This window comes from Loktanella sp. IMCC34160 (assembly GCF_004145845.1).
In the GTDB taxonomy this organism is placed as follows: domain Bacteria; phylum Pseudomonadota; class Alphaproteobacteria; order Rhodobacterales; family Rhodobacteraceae; genus SELP01.
Genome location: NZ_SELP01000003.1, coordinates 331,677 through 354,216 on the forward strand (window position 1 = coordinate 331,677; position 22,540 = coordinate 354,216).

The 22,540-nt window shown below is 60.8% G+C and carries 21 protein-coding genes; 13 read left to right on the plus strand and 8 right to left on the minus strand.

The window, feature by feature from the left end; all coding sequences use genetic code 11:
* The first annotated feature begins 13 nt into the window (after positions 1-13).
* The 3 genes from EU803_RS09850 to EU803_RS09860 are packed head-to-tail and all read left to right on the plus strand — an operon-like array spanning position 14 to position 4,151.
* Positions 14-1,024 (plus strand): glycosyltransferase family 2 protein, encoded by a 1,011-nt coding sequence (locus tag EU803_RS09850; protein WP_129682280.1) that lies wholly within the window; start codon positions 14-16, stop codon positions 1,022-1,024.
* On the plus strand, positions 1,021-2,718 hold the full coding sequence (locus EU803_RS09855; protein WP_129682282.1) for a beta-1,6-N-acetylglucosaminyltransferase: 1,698 nt from the start codon (positions 1,021-1,023) through the stop codon (positions 2,716-2,718). Before EU803_RS09850 ends, EU803_RS09855 begins: the two co-directional genes overlap by 4 nt.
* Before the next feature lie 5 nt (positions 2,719-2,723).
* Positions 2,724-4,151, plus strand: coding sequence for a sulfotransferase family 2 domain-containing protein (locus EU803_RS09860; RefSeq protein ID WP_129682284.1), 1,428 nt, complete (start codon positions 2,724-2,726; stop codon positions 4,149-4,151).
* Here EU803_RS09860 and EU803_RS09865 read toward each other — a convergent pair.
* The 8 genes from EU803_RS09865 to EU803_RS09900 form a co-directional block, all read right to left on the minus strand.
* Positions 4,148-4,612: a PTS sugar transporter subunit IIA gene (locus tag EU803_RS09865; protein WP_129682286.1), complete on the minus strand. Its 465-nt coding sequence runs from the start codon at positions 4,610-4,612 to the stop codon at positions 4,148-4,150. The genes EU803_RS09860 and EU803_RS09865 overlap by 4 nt on opposite strands.
* A gap of 32 nt (positions 4,613-4,644) precedes the next feature.
* Positions 4,645-5,214 carry a ribosome-associated translation inhibitor RaiA gene (raiA, locus tag EU803_RS09870; protein ID WP_129682288.1) on the minus strand — a complete coding sequence of 190 codons (570 nt, stop codon included), beginning with the start codon at positions 5,212-5,214 and terminating at the stop codon, positions 4,645-4,647.
* Between the two features lie 232 nt (positions 5,215-5,446).
* A complete protein-coding gene (lptB, locus tag EU803_RS09875; protein ID WP_129682290.1) occupies positions 5,447-6,208 on the minus strand; it encodes an LPS export ABC transporter ATP-binding protein in 762 nt (253 codons plus the stop codon).
* 3 nt (positions 6,209-6,211) lie between these two features.
* The gene (gene lptA / locus EU803_RS09880; protein WP_242494332.1) at positions 6,212-6,664 is read right to left on the minus strand and encodes a lipopolysaccharide transport periplasmic protein LptA; all 453 of its coding nucleotides are present in this window, start codon (positions 6,662-6,664) and stop codon (positions 6,212-6,214) included.
* A 54-nt stretch (positions 6,665-6,718) separates the two neighbouring features.
* A complete protein-coding gene (locus EU803_RS09885; protein ID WP_129682294.1) occupies positions 6,719-7,318 on the minus strand; it encodes a hypothetical protein in 600 nt (199 codons plus the stop codon).
* A 4-nt stretch (positions 7,319-7,322) separates the two neighbouring features.
* On the minus strand, positions 7,323-8,291 hold the full coding sequence (locus EU803_RS09890; RefSeq protein WP_129682296.1) for a KpsF/GutQ family sugar-phosphate isomerase: 969 nt from the start codon (positions 8,289-8,291) through the stop codon (positions 7,323-7,325).
* 6 nt (positions 8,292-8,297) lie between these two features.
* Positions 8,298-8,909 carry a ribonuclease D gene (locus tag EU803_RS09895; RefSeq protein WP_129682298.1) on the minus strand — a complete coding sequence of 204 codons (612 nt, stop codon included), beginning with the start codon at positions 8,907-8,909 and terminating at the stop codon, positions 8,298-8,300.
* Positions 8,910-8,967: 58 nt separating this feature from the next.
* Entirely contained in the window at positions 8,968-9,891 is a 924-nt protein-coding gene (locus EU803_RS09900) for a LysR substrate-binding domain-containing protein (RefSeq protein WP_129682300.1), read from the minus strand.
* A gap of 157 nt (positions 9,892-10,048) precedes the next feature.
* Here EU803_RS09900 and katG point away from each other — a divergent pair, with 157 nt between their 5' ends.
* The 10 genes from katG to tssG all read left to right on the plus strand — a co-directional run bounded on the left by katG (position 10,049) and on the right by tssG (position 22,522).
* Positions 10,049-12,214, plus strand: a complete 2,166-nt coding sequence (gene katG / locus EU803_RS09905) for a catalase/peroxidase HPI (protein ID WP_129682302.1) — start codon at positions 10,049-10,051, stop codon at positions 12,212-12,214.
* 165 nt (positions 12,215-12,379) lie between these two features.
* Positions 12,380-12,925 (plus strand): hypothetical protein, encoded by a 546-nt coding sequence (locus EU803_RS09910; RefSeq protein ID WP_242494333.1) that lies wholly within the window; start codon positions 12,380-12,382, stop codon positions 12,923-12,925.
* A 36-nt stretch (positions 12,926-12,961) separates the two neighbouring features.
* Complete coding sequence (tagH, locus tag EU803_RS09915) at positions 12,962-14,164, plus strand: type VI secretion system-associated FHA domain protein TagH (protein WP_129682306.1); 1,203 nt, start codon at positions 12,962-12,964, stop codon at positions 14,162-14,164.
* A 125-nt stretch (positions 14,165-14,289) separates the two neighbouring features.
* Positions 14,290-15,651 (plus strand): type VI secretion system ImpA family N-terminal domain-containing protein, encoded by a 1,362-nt coding sequence (locus tag EU803_RS09920; RefSeq protein ID WP_165352809.1) that lies wholly within the window; start codon positions 14,290-14,292, stop codon positions 15,649-15,651.
* Between the two features lie 92 nt (positions 15,652-15,743).
* Positions 15,744-16,268, plus strand: a complete 525-nt coding sequence (gene tssB / locus EU803_RS09925; protein ID WP_129682310.1) for a type VI secretion system contractile sheath small subunit — start codon at positions 15,744-15,746, stop codon at positions 16,266-16,268.
* A gap of 35 nt (positions 16,269-16,303) precedes the next feature.
* On the plus strand, positions 16,304-17,797 hold the full coding sequence (tssC, locus tag EU803_RS09930; protein WP_129682312.1) for a type VI secretion system contractile sheath large subunit: 1,494 nt from the start codon (positions 16,304-16,306) through the stop codon (positions 17,795-17,797).
* A 62-nt stretch (positions 17,798-17,859) separates the two neighbouring features.
* On the plus strand, positions 17,860-18,351 hold the full coding sequence (locus tag EU803_RS09935) for a type VI secretion system tube protein Hcp (RefSeq protein WP_129682314.1): 492 nt from the start codon (positions 17,860-17,862) through the stop codon (positions 18,349-18,351).
* Between the two features lie 180 nt (positions 18,352-18,531).
* Positions 18,532-19,125: a type VI secretion system baseplate subunit TssE gene (tssE, locus tag EU803_RS09940; protein ID WP_129682316.1), complete on the plus strand. Its 594-nt coding sequence runs from the start codon at positions 18,532-18,534 to the stop codon at positions 19,123-19,125.
* Complete coding sequence (tssF, locus tag EU803_RS09945) at positions 19,122-21,050, plus strand: type VI secretion system baseplate subunit TssF (protein ID WP_129682318.1); 1,929 nt, start codon at positions 19,122-19,124, stop codon at positions 21,048-21,050. Before tssE ends, tssF begins: the two co-directional genes overlap by 4 nt.
* A complete protein-coding gene (gene tssG, locus EU803_RS09950; protein WP_165352810.1) occupies positions 21,014-22,522 on the plus strand; it encodes a type VI secretion system baseplate subunit TssG in 1,509 nt (502 codons plus the stop codon). The genes tssF and tssG overlap by 37 nt, the downstream gene beginning before the upstream one ends.
* Positions 22,523-22,540 lie beyond the last annotated feature (18 nt).

Below are 22,540 nucleotides of genomic sequence, written 5' to 3' on the forward strand. Positions count from 1 at the left end.
GGAAGGGGATAACGTGGGTCTTTGGCAATCATACCGTCTGCGCCTTCGACGGCGGCGGTGGCTTGTCCGGGCCGTGCGCAAGCGCAGGGAACTGTCGGTTGTGGCCGACCGGACGGAAAAGATCCGCCCCGAGGATGTCCTTGTCTTCTCGACCTTCCGGAACGAGGACGTGCGCCTGCCATTCTTTCTGCAATACTATAGAAACATGGGAATTTCCCATTTTCTCATGGTCGACAACGGCAGCAGTGATGGCGGGCGGGAGTATCTTGCCGAACAGCCCGACGTGTCCCTTTGGACCACCGATGCCAGCTACAAGAAATCGCGGTTCGGGGTCGATTGGCTGAACTGGCTGCAAATGAAATATGGCCACAACCATTGGTGTCTTGTGGTCGATCCGGATGAATTCCTTGTCTATCCGTTCTGCGATACCCGCCCGATCCAGGCCCTGACGGACTGGCTTGATGCCTCGGCGCTGCGGTCGTTCGGGGCGATGCTACTGGATATGTATCCCAAAGGCGGGTTGGAGGCGCAGCCCTACGGCAAGGGCCAGAATCCATTGGAAATCGCCAATTGGTTCGATAGCGGAAACTATTCGATTTCCCGCAATCCGGAGTATCGGAACCTTTGGATTCAGGGTGGCCCGCGCGCCCGCGCGTTCTTTTCCGAGACACCTGCCGCCGCGCCCGCGCTGAACAAAATCCCGCTGGTCAAATGGGACCGGCGGTTCGCCTACGTGAGTTCAACCCATATGCTGCTGCCGCGTGGGCTGAACCTGACCTATGATGAATGGGGCGGGGAAAAAGCCTCGGGCATCCTGCTTCATACAAAATTTCTCGACACCTTCAGTGCCAAGGCCGAGGAAGAGCTGAACCGGCGGCAGCACTATGCCAACAGTCTGGAATACAAGGCCTATGCCGACGGGGTGACCCGCGATCCCGACTTGTGGTGCAAGTGGTCCGAAAAATACATCAACTGGCGGCAGCTGGAAATTCTGGGCCTCATGTCGAAAGGAAACTGGGCATGACAATCGGGATCGTCATGCTGGTTCACACGGCCTTTGACCGGGCTGAAGAGGTGTTGCGCCATTGGGTGGCGGGCGGCTGCCCCGTGGTCGTCCATGTCGACAAGAACGTCGACCGGAAACGGTATGACGCCTTTGTGTCCAACCTGTCCGACCTCGAAAATGTCCGGTTTTCACAGCGGCATCGATGCGAATGGGGAACCTGGGGGCTGGTCGCGGCCACGCAATCCGCGTCAGAGCTGTTGCTGGAGCAGTTTCCGGATGTCGAGCATGTCTATCTGACCTCTGGGTCCTGCCTGCCGCTGCGCCCGATCCACGAATTGCGCAGCTATCTGGCGGCGCGACCCCGAACCGACTTTATCGAAAGCGCGACGACCGCGGACGTGCCCTGGACGGTCGGTGGTCTGGATCACGAGCGGTTTACCTTGCGCTTCCCGTTCTCATGGCGGAAGCATCGTTATCTATTCGACCGCTACGTCGCCTTCCAGCGGCGCATCCGGTTCAAGCGGCGGATTCCCTCGGGGATCGTGCCGCATATGGGGTCGCAATGGTGGTGCCTGACGCGTCAGACCCTTTCGGCCATCCTTCAGGACCCCGAGCGGGAAACCTACGACAGGTATTTCCAGAAGGTCTGGATCCCCGACGAAAGCTATTTCCAGACGCTCGCGCGGCTTTATTCGCCAAGTATCGAAAGCCGGTCGCTGACGCTGTCGAAATTCGATTTTCAGGGCAAACCGCACATCTTCTATGACGATCACCTGCAACTTCTGCGGCGGTCGGATTGCTTTGTGGCCCGCAAGATCTGGCCGCGCGCCGACCTGCTTTACAAGACGTTCCTGGGCCAGTCCGAAACGGCCATGAAGGGGGCGGAACCGAACCCCGGAAAGATTGACCGCATTTTTGCCCGTGCCGTGGAACGGCGTCTGCATGGCCGGCAGGGCCTGTATATGCAAAGCCGCTTCCCGACCGAATATTTCGACAGCCGGTTCACCTCTGCCCCCTATTCGGTTTTCGAAGGCTTCACCGAACTGTTCGAGGATTTCGAACCTTGGCTGGCAAAGGCGACAGGTGCCCGCGTGCACGGGCATCTTTATGCGACCAGCCGGGTCGAGTTCGACGGCCGGCAAAAGACCTTCTCGGGCGCCCTGTCGGATAGCGCGAAATTGCGGGACTACAATCCGCAGATGTTCCTGCGCAACCTTGTCTGGAACACCCGCGGAGAACGCCAGTGTTTCCAGTTCGGGCCGGGCGATGAGCAGGACATCAGCTGGGACATCGCGAAGGATCCCAACGCGCAAATCTCGGTGATTTCGGGGGCCTGGGCGATCCCGCTGTTTCAGTCCAACCGCAACTTTGCCGACCTCCGGACCGAAGCGGCCGAATTGCAGCGGATCGAGGACGAGCATCTGGGCGCGCTTCGGTCGATCTATGCCAAGGCGCGCATCCGGATCTGGACGCTGGCGGAGTTCGTCGAGACCCCGATGGAGGCGCTGCAAAGCGTGGTGGATGAAATCGCCGACAAGAACGTCCGCAGGCTGGCAGAGGCCCCCCGCATGGTTGACCTGAAGGGCTTTGGCCAGTTCCTTCAGAACCTCAAGAACCAAGGGATGCACCCCTACCTGATGGGCGATTTCCCTGTCGATCCCGTACCAACCAACAAGTCCGCCAAGCCGGGCAAACCCTATCTGGTGCGATAAGGCAGATGTCCCGGTTCGATTATTTCATTGTCTTCGCGGAGATGCGCACGGGGTCGAATTTCCTTGAGGCGAACATCAACGCCTTTGACGGGCTGGAATGCCACGGAGAGGCGTTCAACCCGCATTTCATCGGCTACCCGAACAGATCCGAGATTCTGGGCGTCACCCAGGCCATGCGAGAGGCCGACCCCCAGCGCCTGATCGAAGCGGTAAAGACACAAAGCAAGGGGTTGGGTGGGTTTCGGTTCTTCAACGACCACGACCCAAGGGTGCTTGAATCCGCGCTGCCGGACCCGCGCTGCGCCAAGATTATCCTGACCCGCAACCCGGTCGACAGCTACGTCAGCTGGAAGATCGCACAGGCGACGGACCAGTGGAAGCTGACCAACGTCAAGAATGCACGGACCGAAAAGGTCCGGTTCGATCCGGCAGAGTTCGAGATCCATTTGCAGGCGCTTCAGGATTTTCAGGTTCTCTTGTTGAACGCCCTCCAGACGACCGGGCAGACGGCGTTCTATGTGTCCTACGAAGACCTTCAGGATGTCGAGGTCATGAACGGGCTTGCCGCGTTCCTTGGCTGCCCGAACCGGATCGACGCGCTGGACAAGAAGCTCAAGAAACAGAACCCGGCGCCCCATTCCGACAAGGTCAAGAATTTCGACGAGTTGGAATCGGCGCTTGCGAAGATGGATCGGTTTGATCTGTCGCGCACCCCGAATTTCGAACCGCGCCGCGCGCCGGTGGTTCCAAGTTATGTCGCGGCACCGAAGACGCCCCTATTGTATTTGCCGGTCCGATCCGGGCCCGAGGCGGCGGTCACGAACTGGCTGTCCCGGCTGGACGATCAGGACGAGGATCAACTGGTCCGTGGCTTCACGCAGAAATCGTTGCGCCAGTGGAAACGGCAGAACCGGGGCCATCGAAGCTTTACCGTCGTCCGGCACCCCTTGGCCCGCGCCCACGCGGCGTTCTGTGACCTGATCCTGCCGACCGGACCGGGCACTTACCCCGAGATCCGCAAGTCCCTGCGGCAGGTCTTTTCCGTTCCCCTGCCTGACGGCGATCCCGGCCCCGATTACGACCGGATCGCACATCGCAAGGCGTTTGCCGGGTTCCTGCGGTTTCTGAAGGCAAATCTGGGAGCGCAGACGAGCATTCGCGTTGACCCGCATTGGGCCAGCCAAAGCAGCGTCGTTCAGGGGTTTGGATATTTTGCTTCGCCTGACCTGATCGTTCGGGAAGACCGGATGAGGATCGACCTTGCCTATCTTGCCCTGACCGTTGGGCGGGACGATGCGCCGGATATGACCGGGCGGTCTGATCCGCACGCCCCGCGGCTGTCCGAGATCTACGACGAAGAGATCGAATCCCTCGCCGCCGATGTCTACCAACGAGATTACATGGTGTTCGGTTTCGGACCCTGGGCGCCCTAGGCGGCCTGGGTGGTCTCCGATTCCGTCAGGATCGCGTGAAGGGTCGACGGGTCCGAATTCGCCCGCAGCTTCGCGCAGATCGACGCATCGCGCATGGTTCTGGAGACGAGGGCAAGTGCCTTGAGGTGCTCCACGCCGGCCGAAGCGGGCGCGAAGAGAGCAAAGACAAGATCAACCGGCTGCCGGTCGACGGAATCGAAGTCGAGCGGCTTTTCCACACGCAGGAACAGGCCAGAGACCTTCTTCAACCCCTCAAGGCGCGCATGAGGAAGCGCGATACCCTGCCCGACGCCGGTCGGGCCAAGGGCTTCGCGCTCCAAAAGGGCTTCGACCACGCGGGTCGCGTCCAGCCCATAGCAGGTCTCGGCAAGTTCCCCGAGGTCGTGAAACAACCGCTTCTTGCTTGACGCCGCACCTACAAGGCGGACGCCCTCGGCCGAAAGAATCTCGGAAAGTTGCATAGAACCTGCCTTCTGGGCCAGAAGGCGACGACCTAGGTCGCCGGATCTATCCAGCCGATGTTTCCGTCGTCCCGGCGATAGACCACGTTGATCCCACCGGATTTTTCATTGCGGAAAACTTGGACGGGGCTATGGGCCAGTTCCATCTGCATCACTGCCTCGCCGACCGACAGCGACGGGATGCGCGTTTCGGTCTCGGCGATGATCATGGCATTGACGCTGTCCGGCTCGGCCTCGTCGCTGTCTTCCGATGCGGCGAGGATATAGGAGGCGCCACCGGAAAGTTCAACCGGTTGTGAACGCTCCTTGTGATGATCTTTCAACCTCCGCTTGTAGCGGCGCAGTTGCTTGTCCATCTTCTCGAGGGCCGAGTCGAAAGCGGCATAGATCTCATGGGCACTGCCCTTTGCCTGACAGGTCAGGCCGGTGGACAGGTGAACAATGGCTTCGCAATTCAGCTCGCTTCCGGATTTGGAGAAGACCACGGTCGCTTCGGTCGGCCGGCCGGAGTACTTCTCCACCGTCATGCCGAGTTCCTCTTGCACGTGGGTTTGCAGGGCCTCACCGATGTCAATCTGCTTGCCGCTGATCTGGTACCGCATCGCTACTCCTCTTCTTTCTTGATGCGCCCAACACGGGGATACCCCCAATCTCGGGGTTACGTCAGGCGCAGGGGGATAATGATAACAATCTGGTTTCCTTGGGTTTTAATGCATTCCCCGGGCAAAAGCGCCCGACCGGAAAGGCAATGGGAAACCTGGACTGTCATCCCCCCTATTTGGCGATAGGAGGTCAGCGGTTGTCAATGAGTCTCTGCTGAAAACAAGGAGGATTTCAGCCGACCCGGAAGCTATTTCCAAGATAGACGCGGCGCACGTTGTCGTCCTTGATAACCTCTTCGGTCGTCCCGCTCATCAGCACTTGTCCATCGTGCAGGATGTAGGCACGGTCCACGATCTGCAGGGTTTCCTGCACGTTGTGGTCGGTGATCAGGACACCAATTCCGCGAGTCTTCAGGTCGGACACCAGATGGCGAATTTCGCCGACCGCGATCGGGTCAACCCCGGCGAAAGGCTCATCCAAAAGCACGTATTTCGGACCTGCGGCAAGGCAGCGGGCAATCTCGGCCCGTCGCCGTTCGCCGCCCGAAAGGGCCAGCGCGGGGGCACGGCGTAGGTGTTCGATCGAGAACTCGGATAGCAATTCCTCAAGCCGTTCACGGCGCGCCGTGTGATCGGATTCGGAAATCTCGAGAATCGAGAGGATATTATCTTCGACGCTAAGGCCCCGGAAAATAGACATTTCCTGAGGAAGATAGCCGATTCCAAGTTTGGCGCGCCGATACATCGGGAGGGTGGTCACATCCTGACCGTCCACAATCACGCGCCCGCCTTCTGGCGTGACCAGCCCGGCAATCGAATAGAAGCAGGTGGTTTTTCCCGACCCGTTCGGGCCAAGCAGCGCCACGACCTCGCCCCGCGCCAGCTCGAGGCTCACATTTCGAATCACCAGCCGCTTGCGATAGCTCTTGCGCAGGTTTTCCACGCGAAGGCCGGCGGCCCCTTCTGTCACGGTAAGGTCGGGCGCATCTGTCATCGGTCAGTTGCCGCCGTTTTGCTGTTGGAACACCGTGCGGACGCGCCCGTCCATCCGGGCGGTGCCGTTGGTCAGGTCCACCACCATCCGTTCGGCAGCCAGCGCGCTGGCGCCCTGTGTCAAAAGGACATTGCCGGTCAGGGTCAGTTGCCCGTTCGCGATGTCGTAGTCCGCATTGGCGGCCTCGGCGGCCTCGGTCGCGGTGACGAAGGTCACGCCGCCGGTGGCCACAAGCCGCGCGATTTCGCCTGTGTCTTCTCCATAGACCACCCGCACCTCGGCCGCGGAAATGCGCACATCCCCCTGACCGATGACGACATTGCCGGAAAAGACAGCCGTCCCGTTCTCCTGATCGACGCTCAGACTGTCGGCGGTGACCTCAACCGGCGCTGTCGGGTCCGCGTTCAGGCCACCCAAGGTAACATTCGTTCCCTGTGCCCAGGCTTGTGCAGACATAAAGAGTGCAACCGCCACAGCCGCCAACCGATGAACCGACATTTCCTAAACCCCCTAATTCTCGGGCTGGTATACCAGCCGGACGCCTTGGTTGAAAAGCATTTGAAGACCTTCACCATCTTCGCTGCGCCGAACAGAGAGGTGGCCAGCCGTCATTTCCCCGTAGGGGGCCCGGATTTCAAGCGGGCCGAGACTTTCAAGTGTGCCAGCGTCGATCTCGGCCCGAAGGCCGCGCGTTTCCATCATATACCCATCGGTAGACGTGACACGGGCAAGCCCCTCGATCAAAGCGAGCCGTTCGCGGCTGTCGAAACTGGCGATGCCAGCAGTTACTTCGACGCCGACCGATGTCGCAGTTTCCACGCGCAGGACGATGTTCTCGATCGAGACGATGTGCGGTTGATCGGGCAGGGGCCTGGCGGACGCCGCCGACAGGCTGAACAATGTGCCATCATCCGCCACCCCGGCAAAATCCGGGCTGGACAGCCGGTTTTCCCGGGCGATCTCTTCGACTTCTGCGAAAGGGATCGATCCACTTCCGCCGCGTCCCTGCGCAAAAAGAAACAGGGTCGAGAACAAGGCAATCGCGGCCAGTGGCAGAATGATCTTCAGCCAGCCGACAAACTGACTGTAGCGATTGATCTCTGCCCGCACGGCTCTACACCACTCCGACCCGAAGACAGTCGTGGATGTGCAATATCCCGACGACGCGGCGCGATCCTTTCGGATCGACAACGAAAAGGCAGGTTATCTTGCGATCGTTCATGATTGCCACGGCATCCTGTGCCAGAGAGTCCGGCCCGATGGTCTGCGGAGATGCGGTCATCACTTCTCCGGCGGTATGATCCAGCAGTCCCGACATATGACGGCGCAGGTCGCCGTCGGTTACGATACCCGCAAGATAGCCATCGTCGTCCAATACGCCAACGACACCGAACCCCTTTTGGCTGATTGTCAGCAGGGTGTCGCTCATGGGGGTATGTAGACCGACCAGCGGGAGGGCCTCGCCAGAGTGCATCAAATCCCTGACCCGCGACAGCTGGGCGCCGAGTTTGCCACCGGGGTGGAAGTCGCGGAAATGGTCGGCGGTGAATTCCCGGTGCTGCATCAGCGCAACGGCCAGCGCATCTCCCATTGCCAGCGTCAAGGTGGTGGAAATCGTCGGCACGACACCTTCCCCGCAGGCTTCGCCAAGTGCGGGGATAAGAAGTTTCACGTCCGAATGGGTCATCAGCGTGCTTTCCGGACGGCTGGACAGACCGATCAGAGGGATGGCGAAACGGCGAGCATAGGCGATCAGGTTGGCCAGTTCCGGCGCTTCCCCGGAATTGGAGATCGCCAAGACCACATCGGCCTTTGTCACCATGCCAAGGTCACCGTGGCTGGCCTCGGACGGATGAACAAACTGGGCAGGCGTCCCGGTGCTGGCAAGTGTCGCGGCGATCTTGCGCCCGATATGGCCTGACTTCCCAATGCCCGAGACGATCACCCGTCCTTGCGCAGCAATGATAGTTTCAAGTGCCTCGACAAATCCCGATCCCAGCGAACCGGCCATGGTGTCAAGCGCGCGGGCCTCTTCGCCGATCACCCGCTTGGCCGTCTCGAGGAGTTTGTTGTGGTCCAGCATGGGCATCTAATGGGCGAAAATGTCGATTTCGGGCCAGCCGGCGATATCCAGCTTGGCGCGGGCGGGAAGGAAATCGAAGCAGGCCTGCGCGAGATCGGACCGGTTTTCTCGGGCAAGTCGTTTGTCCAGTTCGGCCTTGAGCCGGTGCAGGTACAACACATCAGAGGCCGCATATTCCAACTGTGCGTCGGTCAGGGTGGCGGCGCCCCAGTCGCTTTGCTGCTGCTGTTTGGAAATGTCGATCCCGACGAGATCCTGAAGCAGATATTTCAGCCCATGCCGGTCGGTGAAGGTGCGCACCAGTTTGGATGCGATCTTGGTGCAGTAGACCGGCGCCGTCGTGGCCCCAAAAGCGTGATAAAGTGCGGCGATGTCGAAGCGTCCAAAATGGAACAGCTTCAGCACATTCGGGTCTTCCAGCATTCGGACAAGATTGGGCGCCTCGGTCTGCCCGATGGACACCTGAACAAGGTGGCAGTCGCCGTCGCCGCCCGACATCTGGATCAGGCACAGTCGGTCCCGGTGCGGGTTCAGCCCCATGGTTTCGCAATCGATCGCGACCACCGGACCAAGGTCCAGTCCGTCGGGGAGATCGTTCTGATAAAGGTGGTTCGCCATGCCTAGTCCTTTGGCCGGTCTGCGGTCGGGTCGGTGATACGGGCTATCCCGGTTGAACTCAACTCACCTTGGCGGGGTGCGCGGTCACCCGCATATCCAAGGCCGAGGCCCGGACCACATCGGCGATGGCCTGTAGCTGCTCTGCCATCGGATTGGACTTTCGCCAGATCATCCCGACTGTCCGGCTGGGTCGCGGGTCGGCGAACTGCGCGACAGAAACCGCTGCAGACCGGGTCTCAACCGGAACGGCCATTTCCGGGATCAGGGTCACACCGATCCCGGCACCGACCATCTGAACAAGCGTAGAAAGGGAACTGCCGTCCAGCCCGTCGCGGGGAAGGGCCGATTGCACATTGCAGAAGGCCAGCGCCTGATCGCGGAAGCAGTGGCCTTCCTCCAGCAACAGAAGGCGCATCCGACGAAGGGTTTCGCCGTCCGGAACCGGGTTGTCCCGGTCCCGTTCCGGCCGGACGAGCACGAAGCTTTCCTCGAACAAAGCGACCTCTTCAAAGGCCGTTTCACCAACCGGAAGGGCTAGGATGGCGGCGTCGAGGCTCCCGCTTTCCAATTCCTGAACCAGTCGCGGCGTCAGCGTCTCGCGCACATGCAGGTCGATTGATGGGTAGGCTTGGTTCAGCTTTCCGATCAGCGTGGGCAGCATGTAGGGCGCGATGGTGGGGATGATCCCGATATTGAGCCGACCGGTCAGACCCTCTTGGGCGGCACGGGCCACATCGCCCAATTCGTCGACAGCGCGCAGGATATCGCGGACCCGGCCCAGAACCTCCTCGCCCAATGGGGTGAGCGAGACACGTCTTGGCCGGCGTTCGAACAGGGGGCTGCCAAGTTCCGTTTCCAGTTCCCTGATCTGGACCGACAGAGCCGGTTGCGAGACCGAGACAGCCGAGGCCGCATGGCCAAAGTGGCCGTGCCGCGCCACCGCTTCGAAATAGCGCAATTGCCTGAGGGTGATATTTGCCATAATCAAAAATTATCGAAGCATTCAGAAAATGCAACTTAATCATATCGAATTGGGTTGGTAGCCATGGCCGCATGAAGAGAAGGGCCCGTGTCAGGACGATCTGTTTCTGACATCCTTTGCCACGGCCCGAATCCCGGAATCACGATCGGAGGAAATCATGGACGGAAACAACGCTGGAAAATGCCCGGTGATGCATGGCGCGATCACCACGGGCGAAAGCTCGGTCACCGATTGGTGGCCCAAGACGCTGAACCTGGACATCCTGCATCAGCACGACGCCAAGACCGATCCGATGGGGCCGGACTTCAACTACCGCGAAGCCGTCAAATCGCTTGATGTCGAGGCGCTCAAGAAGGACATGAAGGCCCTTCTGACCGACAGCCAGGACTGGTGGCCGGCGGATTGGGGCCACTACGGCGGTCTGATGATCCGTCTTGCGTGGCATTCGGCGGGGTCTTACCGCCTTGCCGATGGGCGCGGCGGCGGTGGTGCGGGCAATATCCGCTTTGCGCCGCTGAACAGCTGGCCGGACAACGGGAACCTCGACAAGGCCCGCCGCCTGCTTTGGCCGCTGAAAAAGAAATACGGCAATCAGATCAGCTGGGCCGACCTGATCCTGCTGGCTGGGACCATTGCCTATGAATCGATGGGCCTGAAGACCTTCGGCTTCTCCTTTGGACGCGAAGACATCTGGCATCCCGAGAAAGACACCTACTGGGGTGCGGAACGCGAATGGCTTGCCCCGAGCGAGAACCGCTACGACAACCTTGACGATCCGTCGACGCTGGAAAACCCGCTGGCCGCGGTCCACATGGGCCTGATCTATGTGAACCCCGAAGGCGTGAACGGCAAACCCGATCCGCTGAAGACCGCCGCGCAAGTGCGCGAAACCTTTGCCCGCATGGCGATGAACGACGAAGAAACCGCCGCCCTGACCTGTGGCGGCCACACCGTCGGCAAGGCGCATGGCAACGGCGACGCTGGGGCGCTGGGTGCCGAACCGGAAGGCGCCGAGATTGAGAACCAGGGCTTTGGCTGGATCAACCCGAACATGGGCGGCAAGGCATCGAACGCGGTGACCTCGGGCATCGAAGGGGCCTGGACCACCAACCCGACCAAATGGGACATGGGCTATCTGGAACTGCTGTTCGGCTATGAGTGGGAGCTGACCAAGTCGCCCGCTGGCGCCAACCAGTGGAAGCCGGTCGACATCAAGGAAGAGCATCTGCCCGCCGACCCGTCGGACCCGTCGAAGAAGGCCATGTTGGTCATGACCGATGCGGACATGGCGATGAAGATGGACCCGGCCTACCGCGCGATCTGCGAAAAGTTCATGGCCGATCCGGCCTATTTCGCCGATACCTTCGCCCGCGCTTGGTTCAAGCTGACCCACCGCGATCTGGGGCCAAAGACCCGCTACATCGGGCCGGACGTTCCGGCAGAAGACCTGATCTGGCAGGATCCGGTCCCGGCGGGCAATGCGTCCTATGATGTCGATGCGGTGAAAGCAAAGATCGCGGCCGCTGGCCTGTCCGTCGCCGATATGGTGTCGACCGCATGGGACAGCGCCCGGACCTTCCGCCAGTCCGACCTGCGCGGTGGCGCCAACGGCGCCCGTATCCGGCTTGCCCCGCAGAAGGATTGGGAAGGCAACGAACCTGACCGCCTTGCCCGTGTCCTTTCGGTTCTGGAACCGATTGCTGCGGAAACCGGTGCCTCTGTCGCGGACGTGATCGTTCTGGCCGGGAACGTGGGTGTTGAACAGGCCGCGAAGGCAGCCGGGTTCGACGTGTCGGTGCCATTTGCGCCGGGCCGGGGCGACGCGACGGACGAGATGACCGACGCCGCGTCCTTCGACGTTCTGGAGCCCAAGGCGGACGGGTTCCGCAATTGGCTCAAGGCCGATTATGCCGTGACTGCGGAAGAGCTGTTGCTTGACCGGGCGCAGCTGTTGGGTCTGACCGCATCGGAAATGACCGTTCTGATCGGTGGGATGCGGGCCATGGGTACGAACCACGGCGGCAGCAAGCACGGGGTCTTTACCGACCGCGAAGGTGCGTTGACCACCGACTTCTTCCTGAACCTGACCGATATGAGCTATCGCTGGGTTCCGGTTGGGGACGGGGTCTACGAGATCCGCGACCGGAAATCCGATGCGGTGAAATTCACCGCCTCGCGTGTTGACCTTGTGTTCGGCTCCAACTCGATCCTGCGGGCCTATGCCGAAGTCTACGCGCAGGACGACAATGCCGGGAAGTTCGTAAACGACTTTGTCGCCGCCTGGACCAAAGTCATGAACGCGGACCGTTTCGATCTGAACTAGGGTCAGATCAGGCCAAGTCCTTGGGGGCGGATCGGTTTTGCCGGTCCGCCCTTCGTCATTTTGGCGGCCATGTGCAAATTTCGTTGACCGTGGGGCAATCGCCGGGGATGGTAAGGCATGGAAGGGGACACCACCATCGACGAAAGCGAAAAGACACGGCCACCCGTGACAGCGCTGCGCTATGCAACGCCGTCCGAGTTGTATGCCAATTTCCCCCAGCTGCGGGAAATGACCCAGCTTCGTCCGCGCGAGGACGAAACCGGGATGGAGTTCCTGCATCGCCTCAACGAGTCGCAAACGCCGGAAGAGGCGGTGACCTTTACCGCCTTTGCGGCCCGGCCGAAGATGTCCGTCTGGTGGGGCTACGAATGCCTGCGCAACCTGCGTGCCGATTTCAGCGGCCATGATCGCGAACTGCTGGAAAAGATCGCGCGCTGGGCAACCAGCGGTGATACTGATATTCGCTATGACATCATGCGCACGGCCTTGTTCGCCGAAAAACGCACCGCTGCTGTGGTCCTTGGACTTGCGGCAGGATGGGCCGGACCCCAGATCGCGCCGAACGATCCGACGCCGGTTCCGGCGCAGCGCACCCCTCGTGCAGTTAACTCCGCGGTGCTGTCAGCGCTGGCGCAGTGCAACCTTGCCAACCGCCCGCATCACCTTGCGAAACTTCTTACTCTGGCGGAATCATTGTTCAGGGCCTACTAAGTCAGGGTTCTGCAACAAAACTATTGAAATGCCGCAATGACCCTGACCCTGCGAATCGAGAATTTCGACGTCCTCGACCATGGAGGCCCGACCAGTATCGTTCTTGATCGCAAGGGCGGCGACATCGGGCGTGGAAAGGGCATGGACTGGGTTCTGCCCGATCCGGGACGGCATATTTCCAGCCGGCATTTCACAGTGGCCTTTCGGGACGGTTCCTATTTCCTGACGGATACCTCGACGAATGGAACCTTTGTACAAGGCAGCAGCCACCGGATTCAGGGCGAACATCAGATCCGGACGGGCGACCGGTTTACGGTGGGCCACTATGTGATCGTTGCCGATGTCCGCACCGCCGCGCCGGTGATGCAGCCGACGACACCAACGCATTCCCCGTCGATGTTGCAGACCCCTCCGGGCATGCAACAGCCTCCGGCGGCGGCCCCTGTTGTAGATGACAACGACCCCTGGGATTTTGGTGGGCCGGCCGAACCGGTCAACCCGTTGCCGCAGCGATCCAACCCGCATCACCTTGATGACGTGGCGCAGGATTTCGTGCCCTCCGTGCCGATGCCCAACCCGGAATCCGCGTCGGTTCCGCCGCATGGGTTTCAGCCCTCGCCGTTCCAACAACCGCCGCGCCCGGCCCCGGCCCCTGTTGCTGGCGGCGATGCCATCCTGCGCGCTTTTTGCGAAGGGGCGGGCCTGAACGCGGCCGACTATCCGGGTGTGGATGTCGAAAGCCTGGCGCGGGATCTGGGTGCGGTCGTGCGCGGTTCTGCGGACGAAATCATGACGATGCTCAAGGACAGGGCTGCCGTGAAGCAGTTCACCAAGGGCGGCGAACGGACCATGCGCAGCGCGACCGGCAACAACCCGATGAAGTTCCTGCCCGATTCGCAGCAGGCTCTGGAAACCATGTTCCTGAAGCATCGGGATGGGTTCATGAAGGGCCCGGACGGGTTTTCGAACGCGCTGCGCGATGTGCGCCGACACCAGTCGGCTGTCTTTGCCGCGCTGCAGCCGGCCCTTGCGTCGCTCTTGTCGGGGCTATCTCCGGACGAGATTGAAGACAGCGCCGGGTCGGGGATCCTTGGGGGGGCCAGCAAGGGCAAGTTCTGGGAAACTTTCGTGGAACGCTGGGACGCCAAGGCCGAGGCCGGAGAGAACGGTCTGCTGGACGCTTTCCTGACCGCCTTCGCGAAATCCTATGCCGCTGCGGCGGGCAAGGCTGGCGACTGATCGTCGGGGTGAGGCATTCCTTACCTTTTGCATCAATAGCTTGACCGATAGGTCATTCCGCTTAACCATGGGCCACAAAGCATTCGGAGCGTAAGACGCCCGGCTGGCCGATGGGGGGCTATGACATGAGTTTTGATTGGGCGCTTGAGCCGGTTTCGGACGACGAACCGTGCGGCCCCAACCTTGACACGTCCGATGACGAAGAATTTGTCGAATACTATTTCGACGCTTTAGGCCGCATCCCGGACCGCTATGTCACGCCCGGCATGGAGACCGAAAAGGGCCGCCGGACCGAAGACCGGATCTTTGACCCCAAGTCCATCGATATCAAGACCGAAGCGAAACAGATCAACGCCTTGCTGCAACGCAGCCGGGATGTCCGCCTTCTGACCCTGTTGGCCCAGTTCGAATGCCTTGCGGGGCGCATCGAACCCATGGCCGATGCCATCGAAACCATTGCGGATCTGATCAAGGCGTTCGGCGATGCGGTTCATCCCGCCATTGAGGGGGACGCCGGTGAACGCAGGGATGCGCTGTCGGAACTGGCGCAGCCGATCTCTATCGTGACGGCCCTTCGTTATATGGGTTTGACCGGGACGACCGACGTCACCCTGCGCAAGTTGCAGGTGGCAGAGGGGAAATATTCGCCCAATACCGGCGAGGAAGACCTGAACGCCCAGTTGCTGCGCGACTCGCTGGGGTCGCCCGGCAACCGGACGAAGGTTGACGCGGCACATGCCGCCCTGATGCGCATGACCGACGCGTTGAACCGGATTTCCAGCGCCAGCAAGCTGAGCGAATCCGCGCCCTTTTCCCCGAATTTCAGCCAGACTCTGACGGTCCTTTCCGAAATGCGCGAGGCGATCACCGCCGCCCGGCCTGACCTGCGAGGGGCAGAGGCGGACATGGCGGACGCAGACACCGACGACGGTGCCGATGCACCGGCAGAGGTTGCCGCAGATGGGGCGGCCCCCGCGATAGCGCCGATGGGTCAGGCAGCGCCGGCCCTGCCGCCAACCGCCGTCAAATCCCATGCCGAGGCGCGGCAGGCCCTTGTCGCCTGCGAAACCTATTTCCAGACGAAAGAGCCATCGTCGGCGGCCCTGTTGCTGGTCCGTCAGGCCCGCCAGTTGATTGGTATGCCGCTGGTCGCGGCGCTTGAGACGCTCCTGCCTGAAATCTGTGGCCGGGCCATCGTCGCCTTTGGTCCGCAAACCGGCTTCGCGATCCCGGCGCATCGGTTGAAGTCGCTGAGCGACGACAATCTGCCTGTTCCCGAAGCCGGGGTGGATGACGCCGAAGTTGGTGATCCACCGCACATACAATCCAGCGCCGATGTGGCCACAGTCATGCGAGGGGTCGAAGATTTCTTCCGTAGTCGAGAGAAAAGCAGCCCGGTTCCAATTCTGCTCCAGCGGGCGCGGAGCTATCTCGACAAGGATTTCCAGGCCCTGGTTGACGAGTTGATTCCGCGACCAGAGGGATAAGTGTTTAAACCGCCTAGGGGACAGGACCGGCAAAGCCGTTGACTCGCACCCCTGACAGGGCGTTCAATCAAAGAAAAATTTCGGAGAGAAAAATGGCTTCAGATACTGGTTCCGGCTTCATTAAGCGAAACAGACCTCCGCGGGTTCAGATTTCCTATCAGGACCCCTACGACAGTGAGAAGATGGTCGAACTGCCGATGGTGATGGGCGTTCTGTCCGACCTGTCGGGCAACAACCCCGGTGTCGAAAAACCGGCGGTCGAGGATCGTACCTTTGCCGACGTGACCAAGGATACGCTCGACGAATACATGGAATCGATCAAGCCGGGCGTGACCTTCATGACCCAGAACAAGCTTGACCCGAATTCCGAGGACAAGCTCGGGGTGAACCTTCAGTTCAACTCGATGGACGATTTCGAACCGGCGAAGATCGCCGAACAGGTTCCGGCGCTCAACAAGCTGCTGGAGGCCCGCAAGCACCTCGCCAACCTGCAGCGCTATATGGCGGCAAAACCGAAGGCGCAGGAACATATCAAGAAACTGCTTGCCGATCCCGAGCTGATGGCCGCGCTGGCCGACCGGGTGAAGGACGAAGATGATGGGGATGGCGAAGACTAGGCCTCGGTTGGTTTTCGCAAGAAGGGATTTGAAATATGGCAACTGAAGCACAACAGGATGGCGCAGTCGCGGGCGAAGCTCTCGATGAACTTTCCGAATTCTCTGACATCCTGAAACAGACGATCAAGCCGCGCACCGAAGTCGCGGCAAAGGAAGTCGACAACGCGGTCGTCGCGCTTGTCCGCGAGGCGCTGGGTGACCAGTCGGTCGTTGCGGATGACGTGATCGACACCATCGACGCGATGCTGGCCAAGCTTGACGAAAAGCTGACCGCGCAGATGAACGAAATCCTCCACCACGAGGAATTCCAGAAGATCGAATCGTCTTGGCGTGGGTTGGCCTATACGCTGAACAATTCCGAAACGGATGCGTCGCTGCGTGTGAAGGTTCTGAACGCTTCGAAATCGGAAATGCAGGCGATGATGCGTCGCTATCCGGGCGCCAAGTGGGACAAGTCCCCGCTGCACGACATGGTCTATGAACAGAACCTCGGGACGCTGGGCGGCAAGCCCTTCGGCTGCCTGATCGGCGACTACCAGTTCGATCATTCCAGCGCCGATGTGAACCTGCTCAACTCCATCGGAAAGATCGCGGAATCGGCTCTGTGCCCGTTCATCTCGGCCGCTGCGCCGCAGCTGATCGGTCTGGACAGCTGGAACGAAATCGCGACCCCGCCGGACCTGTCCGAGATCTTCGAGACGCCGGAATACGCCCAGTGGAACAGCCTGCGCGACAGTGAAAACGCCCGCTTTCTGGCGCTGACCCTTCCGCGCGTTCTGGCCCGCGAGCCATATGGCCCGAATTCCAACTCTGTCGTGGAAGAATTCAACTTTGTTGAAGAGACCGACGGCCACGGTGGCGCGAAATACGCTTGGATGAACTCCGCCCACGCGATGGCGGTCAACATCAACCGTGCCTTCAAAGAGCACGGTTGGACCGTTCGTATTCGTGGCGTGAAGTCCGGGGGCGAGGTTCAGAACCTGCCGACCCACGTGTTTGATACCGGCGACGGTTCGAAGGACCTCAAGTGCCCGACCGAAGTGTCGATCACTGACCGCCGCGAAGGCGAACTGTCCAAGGCGGGCCTGATCGGCCTGATCCACCGGCAGCACACCGACAAGGCGGCCTTTATCGGCGCGCAATCGCTGTATCGTCCGAAGAAATATGTCGATGATGCCGCAACCGCGTCCGACAACATGTCGTCGCGCATTCCCTACATGTTCGCCGTGTCCCGCTTCAGCCACTATCTGAAGGTCATGGTGCGCGACAAGATTGGTGAAACGCCGGACAAGGCACAGCTGCAGAAGCAGTTGCAGGCGTGGATCAACAAGTATGTTACCGGCAACCCGGAGTCGGCGACTGAGCTGGAAAAGGCCAAGAAGCCGCTTGCGGCGGCCAAGGTCGAGGTGATCGAGGACGAACTGAACCCGGGCTACTACATGGGCAAGTTCTTCCTCAAGCCGCACTTCCAGCTGGAAGGCATGGATATCGGGATGAGCCTGGTGTCCAAACTACCGCAAGGCAAATAACCATTTGAGCCAACACAAATTCCCGCCATAGTTGTTCAGGCGGTTTTGAAAGGAGTATTACAATGGCCGACAATATTGTTCTGAAGCTGGGTGACGAGATCAAAGGTGAATCGCCCATCGACGGATATGAGGACTGGATCCAGATCCACGCCTGGAGCTGGGGCGCAACGCAGTCCGGCACCACCCACGAAGGCATGGGCGGCGGCGGCGGCAAGGTTTCCGTTCAGGATCTGAACGTGACCAAGTTCGTCGATGCCTCGACCCACGACCTGATCAAGCATGTCTGCAACGGCAAGCATATCCCGACCGCGGAACTGATCGTGATGAAGGCCGGTGGCGACGCCCCCGTTGTCTATTGGAAGATGGTGCTGACCGACCTGATCATCACCTCCTACCAGACGCAGGGGTCGCAGGACGGGCTGGACCGGATCTCCGAATCCATCTCGATCAACTTCGCCAAGTTCGAAGTGACCTACACCAAGCAGGAAATGGATGGATCGGCTGGTCCGGAAAGCACTGCTGGCTGGGATATCCAGAAGAACGTCGCGGTCTAATCCGACGACCGGTACACCTTGGCGGGGCGTCCATTCGCGGCGCCCTGCCAGACAATCCAAGTTTCACGGCGGGTTTGTCCGGCCTTTGCCCTTTCCCTTTGAACCGGGTGCGACCAGGCTCGAACACCGGCAAAGCGGTGTCGGCCAGACTTTCTCCTGAATAGGGACGGCGACACCCAGATGGCAGCCAGAAGCGGCAGTTCGGACCAAGGCAACAAACGTGGCTGGCAGCGCGGCGAACGGTCGAAGGTGTCGGTGATGCACATCTTCCGTTCCGCGCATTACGAACATGACGCGCGGGTTGCCCGCGGCCGTTCCGACGACGGCGAGACAGAAATCACGCAACGCAGCAAGCAACGCCGCGAAGGCATGGACGAGGATTCGCTCAAGCGGCACCTTCAGGCCGATCTGAACGCGCTGATGAACACGATCCGGCTTGATTCCGCAGTATCGCTGGAAGATGCCCCGCATGTCATGCATTCGGTCCTGAACTACGGGTTTCGCGACCTGTCGGATGTGACCGCGCAAGACCTCAACAGCAGTTCGGTCGTCAAATCGATCCGCGAATCCCTTCTGGATCATGAACCCCGGATCATTCCCGATAGTCTTGAGGTCAAGGTTTCCGAACGCGCAGGCGGGAACCGGCATCGGCTGTCGATCAGCGTCACGGCCGAGTTGATGGGCGATCCTGTCGATGTTCCGATCGACTTTGACGCCGAGGTCGATCTTGGGGCTGGCAAGCTGCACATGTCAGCGCTGAGGGTGCAGTCGTGAAGAAGGCATTCCGCGACGCATACAACCGCGAACTTGCGATCCTGAAAGAACGGTCGACCGAGTTCGCCGCCGACTATCCGGGCCTTGCCGACCGGCTGGGCGGGCTGATGGAGGAAAACCTCGATCCGGCCATCGCGGGCCTGCTGGAGGGGTCTGCCTTCCTTGCCGCCCGTGTCCAGCTGAAGATGGATGAAGAATTCCGGACCTTCACCCATGAACTTCTGGACCAGATTTTTCCCGATGCTTTGCGCCCCACACCCAGCGCGATGCTGGTTCAGGCCAACCCGCCGTTCGGTGACAGCGACATCGTGAGCGGGGTTCGGTTCGCCGAAGGCGAATATATGGACGCGCGGTTCACCGACGCGGACAAGCGTGTATCTTGCCGGTTCCGTCTTGCGGGAAATCTGGTGATGTGGCCCTTGGCCATCACCCGGCTGAAGTACCACCAGGGCGCAGGCACCATCGGCGCGCTGGGACAGGATGTTGCCCCCGGCACCAAAGCGGGGCTTGAGATTGAACTGTCCCGCATCGGCACCTCTGGCAAGCCCGCGCCGGATCAGCCGCTGTCCGAGGTAGATGTCGACGACCTGCCAATCCATTTCATTGGTCCCCTGGCTGAAGCTGTGCCGCTTTATGAACAGGTCCATGCAGGTCTGACCCGCGCCTCGCTGCGGTATGAAGACAAGAACGGCGACCCGGTCTTCTTGCGCCTGTCACCCAAGGCCATCGAACAGGTCGGGTTTGACGAACAGGGGCCGCTGTTGCCGCACAATGGCGTTCTGTTCGAAGGCTTCTCGCTCTTGCGGGACGCATTTGTCTTTCCACGCAAGTTCCTTGGCCTGCGTTTGACGGGGCTGAAGCAGGCCCTGCGCCGGATCAAGTCCGGAAAGATGCAACTGATCCTCGAATTCGACTCGTCCAATCCGAACCTCGCCGCTCGGCTGGAGGCGGAGCACCTTGGTCTGTATTGCGTGCCGGCGGTCAATCTCTTTGCCGAAAGTTCGAACTCGGTTCGTCTGGACAAGAAGCACACCGAGTACGTCGTCACGCCAGACAGCAGCCCGGTCACCCATTACGAGGTCTATCAGATTACCGATGTGGTGGCCCATTACGCAGGCCATCAGAACAAGGAAAAGGTCTATCCGCTGTACGGTCTGCCACCCGATGGTCGCGACCCGCGACAGACGTTGTACTATACATCACGCCAAAAGGGCCGTCGGTTGACGGCCAAGGAGCGCCGGTTCGGCGCCTCGCGCTACCGCTACCGTGGGACCGAAACCTTCATTTCGGTCTACGAACCACCCGAGGCGGAACCGGCGCAACGGCTTCAGATCAAGACACTTTGCACCAACCGGCACCTGACAGAATATCTGCCCATCGCGCAGGCCAAGGATGAATTTTATCTGTGCGAGGATCAGACCGTGACCCTGTCCTGTGTTGCAGGGCCGACTCCGCCGCGTGAATCCCTGTTGGACGTGGACCACCGCAGCGGGCATCGGGCAGCAGATGGCGACAGTCACTGGCGGCTCATCAGTTTTCTATCGCTCAGTTTCCATGGCATCCTGAACGACCGGCGCGGTGCGGGCGCGGCCCCGATGCGCGAGATGCTTTCGCTGTTCGCGAACCTGTCAGACAGCATCACCGAGACCCAGATCGAAGGGCTGAAGACGGTGGATACCCGGCCCGTCGTGCGCACGATCCGGCGCGAGGACGGGTTTCATCCGGCGCGCGGGTTGGAGATCAAGCTGACCTTCGACGAGGACGAGTTCGAAGGATCAGGCGTGATCCTGATGGGTGCCATCCTTGACCGGTTTCTTGCCGAATATGCGGCGGTGAATTCCTTTACCCAATGTGTTGTCGCGTCGATACAGCGCGGGGTGATCAAGACATGGCCGCCACGGTCCGGAACGGGGCCGCTGCTATGATCGACGAGGACGACACCCCACCTCCGCCGGAGGATGACAACGACCGGACGGTGATGATGCCGCTGCCGGTGGTCCCTGCCGCCAAACCTCAAGCGCCTGCCGAAGTCGCGGCAGAGCCGGACGCGCCCCCTGTCGAAGACCCACTTCCGGCGCTGGACTTGCCTGAGGTTGACGAGCAGGACGGGGCCATCGTCCCGCCGATTGAGGCCAGCGCGGACACGGACGACGAAGACGACGACCCCTGGGGGGACCTTGAAAGCCTTCAGGAAACGACAGACAAGGGCGCGCCTGAACCCGTGATCGACGAGGTTCCGGCCCCCGAAGAAGAGCCGGAAACCATCGCAGATCCGGATATTGTCGAAGACGTCGCGCCCGCCTCTCCTTTTGAAGGAAAATCGGACGACGGGCAGCCTGATCCGGGCGCCTCACCGTCGGAAGGCCCGCCGCCCGCCGCCCCCTCTGCGCGGGAAGAGATCCCCGACGATGTCTCTGCATTTGGTTATCTATCGCTGCTGCGGGTTCTGGAACGCCGTGCACAGGGCAAGCCCCGGATCGGCCGCAGTCGCCGCACCCGGGACGAGATTGCCCGCATGGGCCAGGATCCATTCCTTGCCTTCCCGGACAGTGACCTGAGCGCCGTCGATGTCTCCAAATCTCCGCCGGTTGTGCGCCCACGTTTTCTGGGGTTCTTCGGGCCGTTTGGGGCGCTGCCCCTGAACACGACCGAAGAGGTGTTCCGCTGGACCGAAACAGGCGACCGCGCGTTTGTCGAATTCACGGATATCTTCGCAACCCGCTTCCTGCAGCTGTTCTACCGGGCCTGGGCGGATACCCGCAGCATCACCCAATTCGATCACGCCGATGATGACCGGTTCCAGAAATACCTTCTGACCTTTGCCGGGCTTGGAACACCAGCGTACCGAAATCAATCTCCGTTCCCTGATACCTTGCGACTTGGCTATAGTGGCCTGTCCACCGGACGGGTGAAAAGCCCGACCCGGCTTCGACAGATGCTGGAGAAGCTGCTGAAGACCGATATCCGGGTCGAGGAAATGGTGCCCGGCTGGATGGAGTTCGAGCCGGACGGGTTGGCCCGGCTGGGGATGCAGGGATCGACGCTGGGGCAGGACATCCACCTAGGCAGCCGCATACAATCGATCGGCGAAAAGATCCGGCTGCATATTCGCACCCGCACGCTGGACGCCTATCGCCGGTTCCTGCCGGGCGGACCGGATCACGCCCATCTAGAGATGATGGTCCTGAGCTATCTGGGTGTTGCCTTCGAGGTGGACGTGGCGGTTTGGTTGCCGCAGTCACAGGTCGAACCGGCCAAACTTGGAACCTCGGTCCAACTGGGCTGGATGGCCTGTGTCGCGCCGCCGGGGGGAAGCGACGCGCTGGTTCAGGGGACAAACTATCGTCTGGACCTCGAACACCATGCCGACGCGGGGGAAGAGGCGCAGGCGGCATGACGCACAAGATATTAACAG

Excerpts from the sequence above, each read along its gene's own strand:
- EU803_RS09900 (WP_129682300.1), bottom strand. The coding sequence starts at position 9,891 with ATGGCAAATATCACCCTCAGGCAATTGCGCTATTTCGAAGCGGTGGCG.
- EU803_RS09865 (WP_129682286.1), bottom strand. The coding sequence starts at position 4,612 with ATGCAACTTTCCGAGATTCTTTCGGCCGAGGGCGTCCGCCTTGTAGGT.
- EU803_RS09920 (WP_165352809.1), top strand. The coding sequence starts at position 14,290 with ATGAGTTTTGATTGGGCGCTTGAGCCGGTTTCGGACGACGAACCGTGC.
- tssE (WP_129682316.1), top strand. The coding sequence starts at position 18,532 with ATGGCAGCCAGAAGCGGCAGTTCGGACCAAGGCAACAAACGTGGCTGG.
- tssG (WP_165352810.1), top strand. The coding sequence starts at position 21,014 with ATGGCCGCCACGGTCCGGAACGGGGCCGCTGCTATGATCGACGAGGAC.
- EU803_RS09860 (WP_129682284.1), top strand. The coding sequence starts at position 2,724 with ATGTCCCGGTTCGATTATTTCATTGTCTTCGCGGAGATGCGCACGGGG.
- tssB (WP_129682310.1), top strand. The coding sequence starts at position 15,744 with ATGGCTTCAGATACTGGTTCCGGCTTCATTAAGCGAAACAGACCTCCG.
- katG (WP_129682302.1), top strand. The coding sequence starts at position 10,049 with ATGGACGGAAACAACGCTGGAAAATGCCCGGTGATGCATGGCGCGATC.
- EU803_RS09935 (WP_129682314.1), top strand. The coding sequence starts at position 17,860 with ATGGCCGACAATATTGTTCTGAAGCTGGGTGACGAGATCAAAGGTGAA.
- tssC (WP_129682312.1), top strand. The coding sequence starts at position 16,304 with ATGGCAACTGAAGCACAACAGGATGGCGCAGTCGCGGGCGAAGCTCTC.
- raiA (WP_129682288.1), bottom strand. The coding sequence starts at position 5,214 with ATGCGGTACCAGATCAGCGGCAAGCAGATTGACATCGGTGAGGCCCTG.
- EU803_RS09890 (WP_129682296.1), bottom strand. The coding sequence starts at position 8,291 with ATGCTGGACCACAACAAACTCCTCGAGACGGCCAAGCGGGTGATCGGC.
- EU803_RS09895 (WP_129682298.1), bottom strand. The coding sequence starts at position 8,909 with ATGGCGAACCACCTTTATCAGAACGATCTCCCCGACGGACTGGACCTT.
- lptB (WP_129682290.1), bottom strand. The coding sequence starts at position 6,208 with ATGACAGATGCGCCCGACCTTACCGTGACAGAAGGGGCCGCCGGCCTT.
- lptA (WP_242494332.1), bottom strand. The coding sequence starts at position 6,664 with ATGTCTGCACAAGCCTGGGCACAGGGAACGAATGTTACCTTGGGTGGC.
- EU803_RS09855 (WP_129682282.1), top strand. The coding sequence starts at position 1,021 with ATGACAATCGGGATCGTCATGCTGGTTCACACGGCCTTTGACCGGGCT.
- tagH (WP_129682306.1), top strand. The coding sequence starts at position 12,962 with ATGACCCTGACCCTGCGAATCGAGAATTTCGACGTCCTCGACCATGGA.